14 protein-coding genes are annotated in these 16964 nt (G+C 72.9%); 7 read left to right on the forward strand and 7 right to left on the reverse strand.

All coding sequences use genetic code 11. The features are described from left to right. Positions 1-80: 80 nt before the first annotated feature. Positions 81-1031, forward strand: a complete 951-nt coding sequence (mdh, locus tag AB0C04_RS10050; protein WP_357051109.1) for a malate dehydrogenase — start codon at positions 81-83, stop codon at positions 1029-1031. An 80-nt stretch (positions 1032-1111) separates the two neighbouring features. On the opposite strand, the gene AB0C04_RS10055 is transcribed toward mdh, so the two are convergent. Then, entirely contained in the window at positions 1112-1915 is an 804-nt protein-coding gene (locus AB0C04_RS10055) for an MBL fold metallo-hydrolase (protein ID WP_357051112.1), read from the reverse strand. A 136-nt stretch (positions 1916-2051) separates the two neighbouring features. On the opposite strand from AB0C04_RS10055, the gene AB0C04_RS10060 reads away from it, so the two are divergent. After that, positions 2052-3269, forward strand: a complete 1218-nt coding sequence (locus tag AB0C04_RS10060; RefSeq protein ID WP_357051115.1) for an NADP-dependent isocitrate dehydrogenase — start codon at positions 2052-2054, stop codon at positions 3267-3269. 276 nt (positions 3270-3545) lie between these two features. Here AB0C04_RS10060 and galT read toward each other — a convergent pair whose 3' ends face one another. From galT to AB0C04_RS10080, 4 genes are all read right to left on the reverse strand, one after another. Beyond that, the gene (gene galT / locus AB0C04_RS10065; RefSeq protein ID WP_357051118.1) at positions 3546-4622 is read right to left on the reverse strand and encodes a galactose-1-phosphate uridylyltransferase; all 1077 of its coding nucleotides are present in this window, start codon (positions 4620-4622) and stop codon (positions 3546-3548) included. Next, positions 4619-5437 (reverse strand): DeoR/GlpR family DNA-binding transcription regulator, encoded by an 819-nt coding sequence (locus tag AB0C04_RS10070; RefSeq protein WP_357051121.1) that lies wholly within the window; start codon positions 5435-5437, stop codon positions 4619-4621. Before AB0C04_RS10070 ends, galT begins: the two co-directional genes overlap by 4 nt. A 114-nt stretch (positions 5438-5551) precedes the next feature. Continuing rightward, the gene (cysC, locus tag AB0C04_RS10075; RefSeq protein WP_357051124.1) at positions 5552-7081 is read right to left on the reverse strand and encodes an adenylyl-sulfate kinase; all 1530 of its coding nucleotides are present in this window, start codon (positions 7079-7081) and stop codon (positions 5552-5554) included. 109 nt (positions 7082-7190) lie between these two features. Beyond that, positions 7191-7760, reverse strand: a complete 570-nt coding sequence (locus AB0C04_RS10080; RefSeq protein WP_357051127.1) for a DM13 domain-containing protein — start codon at positions 7758-7760, stop codon at positions 7191-7193. 180 nt (positions 7761-7940) lie between these two features. Between AB0C04_RS10080 and AB0C04_RS10085 the strand changes: the two genes are divergently transcribed. The 5 genes from AB0C04_RS10085 to AB0C04_RS10105 all read left to right on the forward strand — a co-directional run bounded on the left by AB0C04_RS10085 (position 7941) and on the right by AB0C04_RS10105 (position 12708). Then, complete coding sequence (locus tag AB0C04_RS10085) at positions 7941-8855, forward strand: ABC transporter ATP-binding protein (protein WP_357051130.1); 915 nt, start codon at positions 7941-7943, stop codon at positions 8853-8855. Continuing rightward, complete coding sequence (locus AB0C04_RS10090; protein WP_350871463.1) at positions 8848-9738, forward strand: ABC transporter permease; 891 nt, start codon at positions 8848-8850, stop codon at positions 9736-9738. The genes AB0C04_RS10085 and AB0C04_RS10090 overlap by 8 nt, the downstream gene beginning before the upstream one ends. Continuing rightward, positions 9735-10709 (forward strand): ABC transporter ATP-binding protein, encoded by a 975-nt coding sequence (locus AB0C04_RS10095; RefSeq protein WP_350871465.1) that lies wholly within the window; start codon positions 9735-9737, stop codon positions 10707-10709. Before AB0C04_RS10090 ends, AB0C04_RS10095 begins: the two co-directional genes overlap by 4 nt. A gap of 3 nt (positions 10710-10712) precedes the next feature. Next, complete coding sequence (locus AB0C04_RS10100; protein WP_357051135.1) at positions 10713-11423, forward strand: ABC transporter permease; 711 nt, start codon at positions 10713-10715, stop codon at positions 11421-11423. 637 nt (positions 11424-12060) lie between these two features. After that, on the forward strand, positions 12061-12708 hold the full coding sequence (locus tag AB0C04_RS10105; protein WP_357051138.1) for a hypothetical protein: 648 nt from the start codon (positions 12061-12063) through the stop codon (positions 12706-12708). 15 nt (positions 12709-12723) lie between these two features. Here the strand turns inward: AB0C04_RS10105 and valS are convergent, their stop codons facing one another. Together valS and AB0C04_RS10115 are read right to left on the reverse strand one after the other, a co-directional pair. Next, entirely contained in the window at positions 12724-15288 is a 2565-nt protein-coding gene (gene valS / locus AB0C04_RS10110; protein ID WP_357051141.1) for a valine--tRNA ligase, read from the reverse strand. Positions 15289-15365: 77 nt separating this feature from the next. Beyond that, the gene (locus tag AB0C04_RS10115) at positions 15366-16925 is read right to left on the reverse strand and encodes a trypsin-like serine protease (protein WP_357051145.1); all 1560 of its coding nucleotides are present in this window, start codon (positions 16923-16925) and stop codon (positions 15366-15368) included. Positions 16926-16964: the final 39 nt, after the last annotated feature.

Raw genomic sequence — 16964 nt, forward strand, 5'->3', positions numbered from 1 at the left:
CCGTCCGCCCCTGGCCGGTTCGGTGCCAGGATGACTGATACGGTCCGGAAAACCGACTGGTAGCAGGGAGTGGGACGACCATGGGTAAGAAGGTCACTGTCGTCGGGGCCGGCTTCTACGGCTCCACTACCGCACAGCGCCTGGCCGAGTACGACGTCTTCGACACCGTCGTGATCACCGACATCGTGGAGGGCAAGCCGGCGGGTCTCGCGCTGGACCTCAACCAGTCGCGCCCGATCGAGGGCTTCGAGACGAAGGTCGTCGGCGTCACCACCGGCCCGAACGGCGAGGGCTACGAGGCGATCGAGGGCTCAGACGTCGTCGTGATCACCGCCGGTCTGCCGCGCAAGCCGGGCATGAGCCGGATGGACCTGCTGGAGACGAACGCCAAGATCGTCCGCCAGGTCGCCGAGAACGTCGCCAAGTACGCCCCGAACGCCGTCGTCATCGTGGTCTCCAACCCGCTGGACGAGATGACCGCGCTGGCCCAGCTCGCCACCCAGTTCCCGAGGAACCGGGTGCTCGGCCAGGCCGGCATGCTCGACACCGCCCGGTTCACCAACTTCGTGGCCGAGGCGCTGAACGTACCGGTGAAGTCGGTGAAGACGCTCACCCTCGGCTCGCACGGCGACACCATGGTGCCGGTGCCGTCGAAGAGCACGGTCAACGGCAAGCCGCTGCGTGAGGCCATGCCCGACGCGCAGATCGAGGAGCTGGTCGTCAAGACCCGCAACGGTGGCGCCGAGGTGGTCGCGCTGCTGAAGACCGGCTCGGCGTACTACGCCCCGTCGGCCGCCGCCGCCAAGATGGCGAAGGCCGTCGCGGAGGACTCCGGCGAGGTCATGCCGGTCTGCGCCTGGGTCGACGGCCAGTACGGCATCTCCGGGGTCTACCTGGGCGTGGAGGCGCAGATCGGCGCCGAGGGCGTGAAGCGGGTCGTCGAGACCGACCTGGACGCCGACGAGCTGGCGAGCCTCAAGGAGGCCGCCGAGGCGGTCCGCGCCAAGCAGGCCGACGTAGCCAACATGTGATCCAACCCGACCCACGGAAGGGGCGCGCCGGCCAAGCCGGCGCGCCCCTTCCCTGTCCCGCCCCCGTCCGCCCCACCCGGTCAGAGGGAGGTGAAGGGGGTGCCCAGGTGGGGGGTGGCCAGGAGGGTGGGGGTGGTGGTCAGGGTGCCCAGGAGGGTCGTGCGGGACTTTCGGGCGGTCGTGGGGTCCTCCTCGTGGGCGTACGCCAGGTCGGGGTCGACCAGTTGCACGGCGTGCACCAGCAGGTCGCCGGTGAACAGCAGGCGCTCGTCGGCCGCGTCCAGCAGCACGGACTGGTGGCCGGGAGTGTGCCCGGGGGTCGGCAGCAGTCGTACCGCCGGGGTGAGGGTGGTCTCGCCGTCGACCACCCGGAGCTGGCCGGCGGCGCGCAACGGCGCGACCAGGCCGGCCGGCAGCCCCGGGTTGAGGCTCTCCGCGGCGTCCAGCTCGGCGCGCTGCACCAGGTAGCTCGCGTTCGGGAAGTACGGCCGCCCGGGCGTGCCGGTCACCGCCCAGCCGATGTGGTCGCTGTGCAGGTGGGTCAGCACGACCGTGTCGACGTCGGTCGGGTCGATGCCGGCGGCAGCCAACTCGGCGGGGAGTCGGCCGGGCACCGGCGCCCAGCTCGCGGCGGGCGCGTCGGCCGGGCCGATGCCGGCGTCGACCAGGGTGACCGGCCCGTCGCCGGCGCGGATCGCGAAGCTGCGGAATTGCAGCCACCACTGCCCGTCGTCGGTCACCGAGCCGGGGTCGCGCCGGTCGGCCTCCCGCCAGTGGGCCGCGGTGGCGTGCGGAAACGCCGCCGCCCGGGGCTGGAAGAAGGCACCCTCCCCGTCGGTCAGCGCGGTCACCGTGATAGACCCGAGGGTGCGGCTCAGTGGCATCGGGCGAGGATGCCAGGGAACTACTGCGCCGTGCAGCCCCGTTTCGCGGCCGACCGAGGCCGGCTGGGGGCTGCCGGCGAGTTTCCAGTACGCTCGTACTGCTTGAGCACGTGTCCCCCGAGAGGAGCGCCGGCCGATGGCGAAGATCAAGGTAAACAACCCGGTCGTGGAGCTCGACGGCGACGAGATGACCCGGATCATCTGGAAGCAGATCCGGGAGCAGCTGATCCTGCCCTACCTCGACGTCGACCTGCACTACTACGACCTGTCGATCCAGCACCGCGACGAGACCGACGACCAGGTCACCATTGACGCCGCCAACGCCATCAAGGAGCACGGCGTCGGCGTGAAGTGCGCCACCATCACCCCGGACGAGGCCCGGGTCGAGGAGTTCGGCCTGAAGAAGATGTGGCGGTCGCCGAACGGCACCATCCGCAACATCCTCGGCGGCGTCGTCTTCCGTGAGCCGATCATCATGTCCAACGTGCCGCGGCTGGTCCCCGGCTGGACCAAGCCGATCATCATCGGCCGGCACGCCCACGGTGACCAGTACAAGGCCACCGACTTCGTCGTGCCCGGCCCCGGCAAGGTGACCGTCACCTACACCCCGGCCGACGGCTCCGCGCCGGTGGAGATGGAGGTCGCCGACTTCTCCGGCGGCGGCATCGCCATGGGCATGTACAACTTCGACGAGTCGATCCGGGACTTCGCCCGGGCCTCGTTCCGGTACGGCCTGGACCGCAACTACCCGGTCTACCTGTCCACCAAGAACACCATCCTGAAGGCCTACGACGGCCGGTTCAAGGACATCTTCGCCGAGGTGTTCGAGAACGAGTTCAAGGCCGAGTTCGACGCCGCCGGCATCACCTACGAGCACCGGCTGATCGACGACATGGTCGCCGCCGCGCTCAAGTGGGAGGGTGGCTACGTCTGGGCCTGCAAGAACTACGACGGTGACGTCCAGTCCGACACCGTCGCGCAGGGCTTCGGCTCGCTGGGTCTGATGACCTCCGTCCTGCTCTCCCCGGACGGCCGCACCGTCGAGGCCGAGGCCGCGCACGGCACGGTCACCCGGCACTACCGGCAGTGGCAGAAGGGCGAGAAGACCTCGACCAACCCGATCGCGTCGATCTACGCCTGGACCCGGGGCCTGGCCCACCGGGGCAAGCTGGACGGCACCCCGGCGGTCACCGAGTTCGCCAACACCCTGGAGCAGGTCATCGTCGACACCGTCGAGGGCGGCCAGATGACCAAGGACCTCGCGCTGCTCATCTCGCGGGACGCCCCGTGGCTGACCACCGACGAGTTCATGAACGCGCTCGACGAGAACCTGGCGCGCAAGCTCGCCGCCTGATCCTCGCCAGCAACCGCACGGAGCCCGCCGGCACCCGCCGGCGGGCTCCGTCGTCTGCGGAAACTTTCGTCACCTCAACCGGCGCGCCTCGTTGACCAGGGTGGACGAGATGCCAGTCGCGTCCAGGAAGGTTGACCGCGGTCGCCTCGCGGCACGAGTGCCGATCAGCCAGCCTTCCCGGCTGTCGAGCACAGCCAGCCGTCCCTTCCCTGCGGGGGGCCCTGTCCCGGGCCCCCCGCGCCCTGTTCGCCACCCTCCCGGCCGGGCCGGGAGGGATCAGGCGGCGCGGAGCAGTTCGGCGGCGCGCTCCGGGGCGATGTCGTTGATGAAGACGCCCATCCCCGACTCCGAGCCGGCCAGGTACTTCAGCTTGTCCTTCGCCCGCCGGATGCTGAACAGCTGCAGGTGCAGGTGGCCCAACTCGCGGTCGATCCGCACCGGCGCCTGGTGCCAGGCCGCGATGTACGGCATCGGCATGTCGAAGAGGCCGTCGAAGCGGCGCAGCAGGTCCAGGTAGAGCGGCCCGAAGGCGTCCCGCTCGGCGTCGTCCAGCGCCGGGATGTCCGGCACCGGCCGGTGCGGGGCGACGTGCACCTCGAACGGCCAGCGGGCCGCCGCCGGCACGTACGCCGTCCAGTGCTCGTTGCTCGCCACCACGCGGTCGCCGGCAGCCCGCTCGGCGGCGAGCACGTCGGCGTAGAGGTTCCCGCCGCCGGTGCGCTCGGCGTGCCGGCGCGCGGCGGCGAGCAGCGCTCGGGTCCGGGGCGTGACGAAGGGGTACGCGTAGATCTGGCCGTGCGGGTGGTGCAGGGTCACCCCGATCTCGACGCCGCGGTTCTCGAAGCAGAACACCTGCTCCACGCCGGGCAGCTCACCCAGCGCCACGGTCCGGTCGGCGAGCGCGTCGAGCACGGTGCGCACCCGGCGGGGGGAGAGGCTGGCGAACGAGGCGTTGTGGTCGGAGGTGAAGCAGACCACCTCGCAGCGGCCGAGCCCCGGGCGGAGCGGGGTGAACGGGGTGATCTGCCCGGGCTCGTCGGCCACCCGGCCGCTCAGCGACGGGAAGCGGTTCTCGAAGACCACGACGTCGTAGTCGGACGCCGGGATCTCGGTGAGCCGGTCGCCCTCCGACGGGTCGAGCGGGCACTGGTCGGCCGGGGGCAGGAAGATGCGGGTCTGCCGGTGCACGGCGACCGCCACCCACTCGTCGGTCAACGGGTCGTAGCGCAGCTGCGACGCGGGAGGCGGGGGTGGCAGGTCACGCCGGTCCGGCTGGTCGCGGACCGCGTCGTCCCGCTCGTCGAAGTAGATCAGTTCCCGGCCGTCGGCCAGCTCGATCGCGGTGCGCTTCACTCCGCCGCCCCTCCACTCGTCGGCGTGCCCGTCGACCGGCCCGCCCCCGTCACCATCACCAGTTCGCCCACCCGGTCGCCGAGTACCCGCCGCGCATCCGGCGCCAACTGGTCGTCGGTGACCAGCACGTGCGCGGCGGAGAGTTCGACGATCGAGGAGATGCCCACCGTGCCCCACTTGGTGTGGTCGGCGAGCACCACCAGTCGGTCCGCCGCCGCCACCAGCGCCCGGTCGGTCTCCGCCTCCATCAGGTTCGGGGTGGTGAACCCCGCCCGCTCGGTGATCCCGTGCACGCCGAGGAAGAGCAGGTCCAGGTGGAGCGACCGGATCGCCCCGACGGCCAGCGGCCCGACCAGCGCGTCGGACGGCGTCCGCACCCCGCCGGTGAGCACCACGGTCTGGTCCGGCCGGCCCGCGGCGTGCAGGATCTCCGCCACCGGAAGCGAGTTGGTCACCACGGTCAGCCCGGGCACGTCCACCAGGCGGCGAGCCAGCTCGGCGGTGGTGGTGCCGGCCGAGAGCGCGACGGCCGCGCCCGGCCGGACCAGCTGCGCCGCCCGGTCGGCGATCGCCGCCTTCTCGGCCGGTTGCTGGACCGACTTCGCCGAGAATCCCGGCTCGTCGGTCGAGCCGGGGCCGGCGACGGTCGCCCCACCGTGCACCTTGGCGAGCAGGCCGCGCTCGTGCAGCGTCTCCAGGTCGCGTCGGATGGTCATGTCCGAGACGCCGAACTCGGCGGCCAGCTCGGTGACCCGTACGCCGCCGGTCGACCGGACCCGGTCCAGGATGGCCGCCTGCCGCTGTTGCGCCAGCATCCGCCACACCTCCGGGACCGTCCACGCACTCTCACGCGGTCAAACGTGTTCCAACAAGAATGAACACTAGCGCGTGCCCGGAAGCGGCGGAAGGAACGGGGGTGGTCGCCGGGATCAGGCGGACTGGAGCTTGGGTTCGACCCAGCCCGTCTCGGTGAGGTGGTGCAGCACCGCCTGGACCGCCTGGTCGACGCTCAGCTCGCTGGTGTCCAGCACCAGGTCGGCGTCGGTCGGCTCCTCGTAGGGGTCGTCGACGCCGGTCATCCCGGTGATCAGGCCGGCGCGCGCTCGCGCGTAGAGCCCCTTGCGGTCGCGCCGCTCACAGACCTCCAGCGGAGTGGCGACGTGCACCAGCTGGAAGCCCGCCCCGGCGGCGAGCGCCATCTCCCGGGCGGCCGCCCGGGCCGCCGCGTACGGGGCGATCGGGCAGCAGATCGCCACCCCGCGATGCCGGGCGATCTCGGCCGCCACCCAGCCGATCCGGCGCACGTTCAGATCCCGGTCGGCCTTGCCGAACCCGAGCCCGGCGGAGAGCTCCCGGCGGACCACGTCCCCGTCGAGCAGGGTGATCGTCCGGTCGCCGCTCTCCCGTAGCGCGTCGGACACCCCCCGGGCGATTGTCGACTTGCCCGACCCGGAGAGCCCGGTCATGAAGAGCACCAGCCCGCGGTGCCGGCGCGGCGGCCGGGCCCGGGCCAGTTCCTTGGCCACCGCCGGCGGAGTGTGCCACTCGGGCAGCGGGAAGCCCCGATCCAGCAGATCGTTGATCTCGGCCTGGGTCAGCGCCAGTCGCCGGTTGCGCGGCGGGATGTCCTCCCGCCAGCGCCACTGCCCGTCCCGGTTGTCGTACGCCAGCTCACGCGGCACCAGCACCCGCAGCCCGGCGCCGGAGAGCATCTCGCCGGTCGACAGCAGGTGGGTGACGCCGTACGCGGCCGACACCCGGGCCCGCAGCAGCGCGTCGCTGATCTCGTCGGGGCGGCGGGAGAGCGGCACGGCCACCAGGGTGGCCGGTGGCATCCGGTCCCGGGCGGCGAAGACGGCGCGCACCAGCGCCTCGGGCGGCAGCCCGCCGGAGCCCTCCTCGCCGATCGGAATCAGGATCAGCAGGTGCGCGCCGAGGGTACGGACGGCGTGCGCGATCTGGGCGAGCTGCGGGCGGTGCAGCGGCCGGTCGGCGATCACCCCGAGCACCCGGCCCGGTGGCAGCAGCGCGCGCACCTCCTCCGGGCTGCGGCGCAGCCGCTGGAACGGCCCGTGTGCGCCGTCGCCGAGCCGGCGTACCACCCCGCCGACGGCGGCCACCCCGTCCCGGACCAGCCAGGTGTCGGCCACGTCCAGCGCGGCCATCGGAGCGCCCTCGCCGTCGGTGAGCACCAGCGCGCGGCGTTCCGGGTCGCGCGGATCGAACGACTGGGCGAGCGCGGCCGGCACCTGGAGGGTCACCGGCACCTGCCACGGGTTGCCGTCGGCGAGCCGGCCGCGGCGGCTGACCGAGACCAGGTCGGCCCGGGTCATGAAGCCGGTCAGCGGGGTGTACGCCCCGGTCAGCAGCAGCTCCAGGTCGGCCAGCTCCCCGGGGCGCGGCGTGTACGCCGGCGCGTCCCGGAGCACCTCGTCGGGCAGCACCCACCCGTTGCTCATCGCACCCCCTACTCGCCGGCCGGCACACAGTTTCGCAGCCGACCGGCGATCGGTCGAGGGCGCCACTCCACGATCGGAGCGCGGGCGGAGCGGGGCGGCCGCCGTCGGCTCAGGCCGGCGGGTCCAGCGCAGCCGCCCCGAACGAGACGGCGAACCGCTTGCACCAGATGGAGACGCTGGTCAACCCGGTCAGGTCCACGCCGGCCGGGATCTCGTAACCCTGATTGCCCCGGTTGCCCTTGAGCCGGCCCAGCTCGACCCAGCGGCCGTCGTCGAAGACCCGCCAACCCGCCGTGCCGTCGCGTACCGGCTGGTCGGTGAGCCACACCCGGAGGTCCGGGCCGTTCGAGGTGGACAGACCGACGAGCTCCAACCGGTGCCGGCCGGCCGCGTCCCGGACGATCCGGGCGGTGCCGGCGGTGTCGTGCTCGTGGGTGACGAACGTGCCGGCGCGGACGACCGTGGGCGCGGCCGGCTCGGCGGGCGTGCTCGGGGTGCCGCTGCTACTCGCGGCCGGCGTGGTCGGCGCGCCGGTGGAGACCACGGTCAGCGCCTCGTCGACCTCGGCGTCGGTGACCAGCTTCCATGGCTGGAACCACCAGAGACCGAGGGTGGCCCCGACGAGGAGCACGGCGAGCGTGACCCAGGTCAGGCGGGCGCGCAGCAGGCGAGCGGACATGGGCACAGTCTGTCGCCGCAGGCCCGGACACGGCGTTACGAAAGCCTTACCGGTGGTGGCGCCGGCCCTCCGGGGCCCGGCGACGGGGAGACGCATTAGGGGTCGGCCGCCCCCAGGATCGGGGGAGGACCAGGGGCGCGCCGGGCACCGGGACGGGCGGTGGCTGCCTAGGCTGGCGGCGTGACACTCATCGCGACCGAGTCGCTGACCAAGACGTACGGGGGAGGGGTCACCGCGCTGGCCGACCTCACCGTCGCGGTCGAGCCGGGGATCATCGGGCTGGTCGGCGCGAACGGCGCCGGCAAGTCGACGTTGATCAAGATCCTGCTCGGCCTGCTCGCACCGACCAGCGGCCGGGTGCAGGTGCTGGGCCTGGACCCGACCGCAGACTCGGCCGCGGTCCGCGCCCGGGTCGGCTACATGCCCGAGCACGACGCGCTCCCGCCCGACCTCACCGCCTCGGAGCTGGTCACCCACCTCGGGCGGATCAGCGGGCTGCCGCGCACCGTCGCCCGCGAGCGGGCCTCCGAGGCGCTGCGGCACGTCGGGCTCTACGAGGAGCGCTACCGCCCGGTCGGCGGCTACTCCACCGGCATGAAGCAGCGGGTGAAGCTCGCCCAGGCGCTGGTGCACGACCCCGACCTGCTGCTGCTCGACGAGCCGACCAACGGCCTCGACCCGGCCGGCCGGGACGCCATGCTGGCCCTGGTGCACCGGATCGGCACGGAGTTCGGCATCTCGGTGCTGGTCTGCTCGCACCTGCTCGGCGAGGTGGAGCGGATCTGCGACACGCTCGTCGCCATCGACGGCGGGCGGCTGCTGCGCGCCGACCACATCTCCGCGATGACCTCGGCCATCGACGTGCTCGCCGTCGAGGTCAGCGAGGGCACCGAGGAGCTGGCCGGCCGGCTCGCCGCGCTGCACCTGCCGGTGCGCCGGGACGGGCGGCTGCTGCTCGTCGAGCTCGCCGACGAGGGCACCTACGACCTGATCCTCGGCGCGGTCGCCGAGCTGGACCTGCCGTTGCACCGGCTGGACCAGCGCCGGCACCGGGTGGCCGAGCTCTTCGCCACGAGGGAGCCCAGCAATGTCTGAGCCGACCGGCGTCATCCACGACATCGGCTACCAGCGCTACACCGGCCCGCGGCTGGGCCGCCGGCACGTCTTCGGCGCGCTCTACCTGCACGGCCTGCGGACGGCGTTCGGCCTCGGCCGCAGCGCCAAGGCCAAGATCTTCCCGTGGCTGGTGGTCGGCATCGTCACCCTGGTCGCCGCCGGTGTCACCGCGGTGCGCAGCCAGATCGGCGAGGTGGTGATGACCTACGCCCAGTTCGCCGACGCGATGAGCTGGCTGGTCATCTTCTTCGTCGCGGTGGTCGCCCCCGAACTGGTCTCCCGGGACCTGCGCAGCGGGGTGCTGCCGCTCTACTTCTCCCGACCGCTGCCGCGCACCGACTATCCGCTGGCCAAGCTGCTGGCCCTGGTGACCGCGCTGTGGCTGCTGCTCGGCGGGCCGCAGCTGGTGATGTTCCTCGGGGCCGCGTTCACCACCGACGACGGCATGAGCGGGGTCTGGAACGAGCTGCTCGACCTGCTGCCGGGCCTGCTCTACGCCGGCCTCTGGGCGGCGGTCTTCGCCTCGGTCGGGCTGCTGGTCGCCTCGCTCACCGGCAAGCGGGCGTTCGCCGCCGGTGGGATCGTCGCGGTCTTCCTGATGACCACACCGATCGTCGGCACGCTGTCGATCATGCCGTCCCGGACGCTCAACGAGCTGGCCGGCCTCGCCTCGCCGTCCACGCTGGTGCAGGGGGTCGGCATCTGGTCCCTCGGTGACCTGCTGATCACCGGGGAGAACGCCCCGGACACCAGCTCCATGATCGGCGGTTTCGGCCCGGTCTACGCGATCGTCGCCGTGCTGCTCATCGCCCTCTGCGTCACCCTGCTGCTGGCCCGGTACCGGAAGGTGGCCTCCCGATGAGCGCGATCAGCGCCGGCACTGCCCGGCCCACGGCGGTCGGCGAGCCGCCCGCCCCGACCACGAGCACCTTGGAGCTGACGGGGGTCTCCCGCTGGTACGGCAACGTGGTCGCGGTCAACGACGTCAGCATGCGCCTCGGCCCCGGGGTCACCGGGCTACTCGGGCCCAACGGCGCCGGCAAGACCACCCTGCTGCACATGATGGCCGGCTTCCTCACCCCGTCCCGCGGGGCGGTCACCCTGGACGGCGAGCCGACCTGGCGCAACCCGGGCGTCTACCGCCGGCTGGGGCTGGTGAGCGAGCGCGAGGCGGTGCACACCTTCCTCAGCGCGTACGAGTTCGTGCTGGCGAGCGCCAAGCTGCACCGGCTGCCGGATCCCCAGGAGGCGGCCCGCCGGGCGATCGCGCTGGTCGAGCTGGAGGACGCGCAGGACCGGCGGATCGGCACCTACTCCAAGGGCATGCGGCAGCGCACCCGGGTGGCCGCGGCGCTGGTGCACGACCCGCAGGTGCTGCTGCTCGACGAGCCGTTCAACGGAATGGACCCGCGCCAGCGGCTGCACATGATGGAGCTGCTGCACCGCCTCGGTGACGCCGGCCGGACGATCCTGTTCAGCTCGCACATCCTCGAGGAGGTCGAGCAGGTCTCCGGCACCGTCCAGGTGATGGTCGCCGGCCGGCTGGCCGCGTCCGGTGACTTCCGGACCATCCGCCGGCTGATGACCAACCGACCGCACGTCTTCGCGGTGCACTCCACCGACGACCGGGCGCTGGCCGTCGCGCTGATGGCCGAGCCGTCGGTGACCGGGGTGGAGTTGGGGCGCACGGGGCTGACCGTGCGGGCCGGCGACTACGGCGCCTTCACCCGGGCGCTGCCGAAGATCGCTCTGGCGAAGGGCATCCGGGTCCGGCAGCTGCTGCCCGAGGACGAGTCCCTGGAGAGCGTCTTCTCCTACCTGGTGGAGGCCTGAGACATGTCGACCGTTTCCTGGATCACCGCGCGAGGCCTCTTCGGTCGTCGTCGGTTCCTGCTGCTCTTCCCACTGCCGGTGGTGCTGGTGCTGCTCGCCGTGCTCTCCCGTTCGCTCGGTGTGGACCCGGGCGAGTGGGGGCCGCCGGTGCTGGTCGGCCTCGGGCTGGCCGTGGTGCTGCCGGTGGTCGCGCTGATCGTCGGCACCGGCGTGCTCGGGGCCGAGATCGACGACGGCACGGTGGTGCATATCCTCACCAAGCCGCTGCCGCGCTGGCAGATCGTGCTGCCCAAGCTGGCGGTGGCGACCGGCGTCACCGCGGCGACCGTCGCCGTGCCGCTCTACGTCGCGGGTGTACTGGCCCATTCGGTGAGCCTCGGCCTGGCGCTCGCCGCCGCCGGGTGCCTCGGCGCGCTGGCCTACTCGGCGCTCTTCCTGGCGCTCAGCCTGCTCACCCGGCGACCGGTGCTGCTCGGCCTGGTCTACGTGCTGATCTGGGAGGGTCTGCTCGGCAACTTCGTCAGCGGCACCAAGGTCCTCTCCATCCAGCAGTACGTGATCGCGCTCGCCGACCGGCTGGCCCCGACCGGGCTGCTGGAGACCAGCGTCTCGGTGCCGGTGGCGGCGGTGATGACCGGGCTGGTGAGCGTCGGCTTCACCGTGCTCGCGATCGACCGACTGCGGTCGTTCAGCGTGGCCGGCGAGACGAGCTGAACCGGCCGGGACCGGACCCGGTGGCGGCCGGGCGCAGTGCGCCCGGCCCGTCCGGCCGCTCGGCGGCGACACCCCGATGAGCGTCATGCCTCAGCGTCGTAGTGATGACGCTGAGGCATGACTGTCGGTTCTCAGCGAGGACTTCGGCACGCCAGGACCCTTTTCAGCAGACCTGTCCGCCTGTCCGCACGGCCGGTCGGCCCGACGTGGTGCCTGCCACCACTACCCCTGGGCCGGGGAATGCGGGTGGCGCAGGCCCAGCAGTCCGAGGCGGTCCGCGTGAAGAACCATGGCTACTACGTGAAGATCATCGACGGTGGAAGCGGGCCGGATCAGATCGCCGACGCTCAGGCGCAGAACGGGACGGAGCGGCCACCCACCCGATGCCTCGACCCCGAGACGGATCTCCCTCCGGGTTCCCCCCAGCGACCCCGGTACCCGGTTCTCATCGGCGGATACGCCGTCCATGGCGCTGAGCAGAGCCGAGCGGGCGCCGAGGTTCCCGGCGCACGTCAGCGGGCGCGGCCGTAACCGAGGGGTCGGTTCGGGCCCGCGCGGGCAGGATGGTGCTTGCCGGGTGACGGATGGTAGGGCTGGCCGGATGGACCGCTCCGGCTTGGTCGGAGAGGCTGGAGCCGTGAGTGCAGAAGCGGGGCGGGTGCTGCCGCGTGAGCCCTACTCAGGCAGCACGAGGCACTGGTTGGTGAGTCTGGCGCTGGCCGGGCTGGCCGCCGCGGCGACCACGACGGTCGCGCAGGGCAGCGGTGACTTCCACTGGTGGGCGGGGTTCGTGCTGATCCCCGGCGCCCTGATCGCCGCGTGCGGCGGGCCGCTGCTCGCCCGGGGCGGGGGCCGGGCCTTCGCCGGCTACGTCGTCGCCTGCGTCGGCGCCCTGGTCTTCGCCACCGGAGCGCTGCTGATGTTCGGCGTGATGAACCGCGGCTGGCCGGTAATGATCATGGTGCCCTGCCTGGCCATCGCCGGCACCTACTACTGGCGGCCGGCGCACCCGTTGGCGCGCGGGCTGCACCGGGCGGTGGCGCTGCTGGCGCTGGCCGGAGCGCTGCTCGGCGCCACCTTCCAGCTGATCCAGGCCGGCCTGGTCGACTTCGGCGCCACCGGCTGGTGGGGTGCGTTCCTGATGCTCGCCGGGGTGATCGTGCTCGGCAACGCGGTCGAGCTGACCCGGCACCGGATGCCGTACCGGCTCCAGGCCATCACCCTGCTGGTCGGTCCCGCCGTGGTCGCCTTCCTGCTCGGTCTCCGCTTCCTGCGGGGCTGGTGAGGGCGGCCCCGGCGGTCAGAAGGCCGAGGCGATGACGAGTTCGGTGGTGCGGTCCGGGAGCAGGTCGAGCTTGCCGATCCGCCCGGCGGCCCGCAGGTCGTCCGAAATCAACATCAGCTTCTCCAGCAGCGCCGCCGGGCCGAGCGCCTCGGCCAGCGGCACCTCCGCCCGCATCGAGAGCTTCCGCTCCGACTTGGCCCGCCGCACCTGGCTGAGCGCGTCCCCGGCGAGCCGGAGCAGCTCCGGATCACCCGTACCCTCGATCGCCCGGCCCACCTCGTGGGTGGTCGGCCACGTCGCGCGGTGCACCGAGCCGTAGCGCCACCAGGACCAGACCTCCTCGGTGACGTACGGCAGCACCGGAGCGAAGAGGCGCAGCTGCACCGAGAGGGCGGTGGCCAGCGCCGCCCGGGCCGACTGCGCCCCGGGCCCGGTGCCGTACGCCCGCTCCTTCACCAGCTCGATGTAGTCGTCACAGAACCGCCAGAAGAACGACTCGGTGGCCAGCAGGGCGGCGGTGTGGTCGTACCCCTCGAAGGCGGCCGTCGCGGTGGCGGCCACCGTGGAGAGTTCGGCGAGCATGGCCCGGTCCAGCGGCTCCGTCGCGACGGCCCGCAACGCGTCGGCGGCGCCCAGCCCGAGCGCGAACTTCGACGCGTTGAGCAGCTTGGTGGCGAGCCGCCGACCGATCTTGATCTGGGCCGGGTCGAAGGCCAGGTCCATCCCCGGCTTGCCGCTCGCCGCCCAGTACCGCACCGCGTCCGAGCTGTGCTGCTCCAGCAGCGCCAGCGGGGTGACCACGTTCCCCTTGGACTTGGACATCTTCTTGCGGTCCGGGTCGAGGATCCAGCCGGAGAGTTCGGTGTCCCGCCAGGGCAGCACGCCGTGCTCCAGGTGGGAGCGGACCACGGTGGCGAAGAGCCAGGTCCGGATGATGTCGTGCCCCTGCGGACGCAGGTCCATCGGGAAGACCCGGGCGAAGAGGTCCGGATCGGTCTCCCAGCCGCCGACGATCTGCGGGGTCAGCGACGACGTGGCCCAGGTGTCGAGCACGTCCGGGTCGCCGACGAAGCCGCCGGGCTGTCCACGCTGGGATTCGTCGTAGCCGGACGGCGGGTCGGTGGACGGGTCAACCGGCAGCGCGGACTCGTCGGGCGTGAGAGGCTGGGACCGGTCCGGCTCGCCAGCGTCGTCGAGCCGGTACCACACCGGCACCGGCACCCCGAAGAAGCGCTGCCGACTGACCAGCCAGTCGCCGGTCAGGCCGCTCACCCAGTGGTCGTAGCGGTGCCGCATGTGCTCCGGCACCCAGTGCAGCTCGCGCCCCCGGGCCAGCAGCTCCGCACGCAGCTGCGGATCGCGCCCGCCGTTGCGCAGATACCACTGCCGGGTGGAGACGATCTCCAGTGGCCGGTCGCCCCGCTCGTAGAACTTCACCGGGTGCGTGATCGGCCGCGGCTCGCCGATCAGGTCACCCGCGTCGGCCAACCTGGCGACGATCTCCCGGCGGGCGCCGTTGACGGTCTGCCCGGCCAGCGCCGCGTACGGCTGCGCCGGCACCCCGGCCGGCGGCTCCGGCAGCAGCCGGCCGTCCCGGCCGATCACCACCCGGGTGTCCAGCCGCAGCTCCCGCCACCAGGTCACGTCGTTCAGGTCGCCGAAGGTGCAGACCATCGCGATGCCGGTGCCCTTGGCCGGATCGGCGAGCGGGTGCGCGCGCACCGGCACCTCGACCCCGAAGAGCGGGCTGCGCACGGTCGCGCCGACCAGGTCGGCGTAGCGCTCGTCGTCCGGATGGCAGACCAGCGCCACGCACGCCGGCAGCAGCTCCGGGCGGGTGGTGTCGATCAGCACCTCGCGCCCGCCCGGGCCGGTGAACCGCAGCCGGTGGTAGGCGCCCGGCCGCTCCCGGTCCTCCAACTCGGCCTGGGCCACCGCGGTGCCGAAGCCGACGTCCCAGAGCGTCGGCGCCTCCGCCTGATAGGCCTCGCCGCGGAGCAGGTTGCGCAGGAACGCCCGCTGGCTGGTGGCCCGGGCCGCCCGGCCGATCGTGGTGTAGGTCAGCGACCAGTCGACCGACAGCCCGAGCCGCCGCCAGAGCGCCTCGAAGACCTGCTCGTCGGCGACCGTGAGGCGCTCGCAGAGCTCGATGAAGTTGCGCCGGGAGACCGGCGTCGGGTTCTTCCGGGCGTCGTCGGAGACCGGGGTGGCCGGCGGGCGCCAGACCGGGTCGTAGGGCAGCGCCGGGTCGCAGCGCACCCCGTAGACGTTCTGCACCCGACGCTCGGTCGGCAGGCCGTTGTCGTCCCAGCCCATCGGGTAGAACACCGCCTTGCCGCGCATCCGCTGGAACCGGGCGACGGTGTCGGTGTGCGTGTACGAGAAGACGTGCCCCATGTGCAGCTCGCCCGATACGGTCGGCGGCGGGGTGTCGATCGCGTACACGTCCGAGCGCTGCTTCGAGCGGTCGAACGCGTACGTGCCCTCCTCCTGCCAGCGGCGCGCCCAGTTCTCCTCGAGCCCGTCCAGGGTCGGACGCTCGGGGACACCGGCGCGGGCCGTCCTCGCCGTATCAGTCATCCTGCGATCGTAGGCAGCCCGCAACGGCCGGACCACGGGTTAACCCGCGCGCCACGACGAAATCGCGCCCGGGGGTGCTACGGCGCGATCGGGCTGAGCAGCGGGCCCAGGGTGGAGAGCTGGAAGCCGAGCGTCCCGCCGGTGCGCGAGTTAACCCGGTCGAGCACGGTGGAGACCGGCGCGTACGAGTTGTGCTCGTTCGGGTTGGTGCAGGGGCCCTGGCCCGGGTCGCCGTTGGAGAGGATGCCCAGCGCCCTGCCGTCCGACTCGGTGAAGAGCGGCCCGCCGCTGTCCCCGGGGCGGGCGCAGATCCGTACGTCGATGCCGCCGCTGCCGCGGCCGGTGATCTCCCCGCACCGGGTGCCCGGGATGTAGCCCGCGCCGGCTCCCGAGTCGACGTACGTCTCGCCCGCCTTCGGCGTGTACGCCGACCCGGTCGCGCAGACGATCCAGCCGACCTGGATGGCGTTCGCCGCGACGTAACCGGTGACCGCCACGTCCCGACTGCCCTGCTCGTCGGTGCAGCGCGGGTTGTCCGGCACGCACCAGTAGTTGACCAGGCTGACCGGGTTGGTGCCGGGCCGCCGGGGGTAGGCCCAGCGGTCCAGCGCACCCGGCTGGTAGGGGATCACCGCGTAGTCGTAGGGGAAGGCGTTCTCGGCCAGCACCGGGCTGGTCGACTCCACGCCCACCGGCACCTTCGGGCCGAGGAACTGGTGCCAGGTCCGGTCCACCTGCTGGTGCCGGCCGCCGACCACACAGTGCCCGGCGGTCAGCACGAACGACTCGCCGGAGCGGGACCGGACGTTGAAGCCGCTGGTGCAGCCGCCGACGGTGCCGTCGTCGCGGGGCACGTCGAGGCGGATCCCGCCGCGCATCGGCGCCTTCGCGCAGTACCGCGGGTCGCAGGCCTTCGGCACCGCGGCGCCGGAGAGTCGAGCTCGCGCCTTGGCCGGCACCCCGGCCCCGCCGAGCGCCGCGGCCAGCCGGGCGTCGGCGGCGTCGACCACGTCGCCGGTGAGCACCACGACCCCGTTGGCCTGCTCGTCGACGATCACGTCGGTGCCGGCGGTCGCGTCGAGCGTGCCGGCCAGCCGGCCCGCGGCCGCGGTGAGCTGCCGCAGCGAGTGACGCACCGGCACCACCCGGACGTGTGCCGCGTCCGGCACCCCGGCGACCGCGCTGCGCAGGAGGTCGGTCCGGGTCGCCGCGATGGTGAGCACGCCACCGTCAGCCTGGTCCAGCCACATCCCGGCGTACGCGTCGGGGAACTCCTCGGCGAGCCGGGCGGCGAGTGGCCCGGACTGCTCCTGCAGGGCGAGCCGGCGGGCCGCGTCGTCCGGGCTGACCCGGTAACGGTCCCGCAGGTACGACATCGAAGCCGGGGTGTCCTTCGCGACCGCCCCCGCCGGTCGGGCGGTGACCGCCGCGCCGGTCGGGCCCGCCGACCGGGAGGCCCGCGCACCGAGGCCGGCGGTCGAGCCCGGCCCGGCCGGCGTCGCGTCCGTGCCGGCCGGCGCGGTCCCGGCGACCGGTGTGGTGCCGACCGGCGTGCCGTCCGTGTCCAGCCGCGGCGCCAGCACCACCGCGGTCGCGCCCAGCAGGCAGGCGGCGGTGGCCAGTCCTGCGATGGTCATGCGTCGTCGTGCGTGCACGCCCGCACCCTCCCCCGTGAG

It is taken from the genome of Micromonospora sp. NPDC048909 (assembly GCF_040649635.1).
Taxonomy (GTDB): domain Bacteria; phylum Actinomycetota; class Actinomycetes; order Mycobacteriales; family Micromonosporaceae; genus Micromonospora.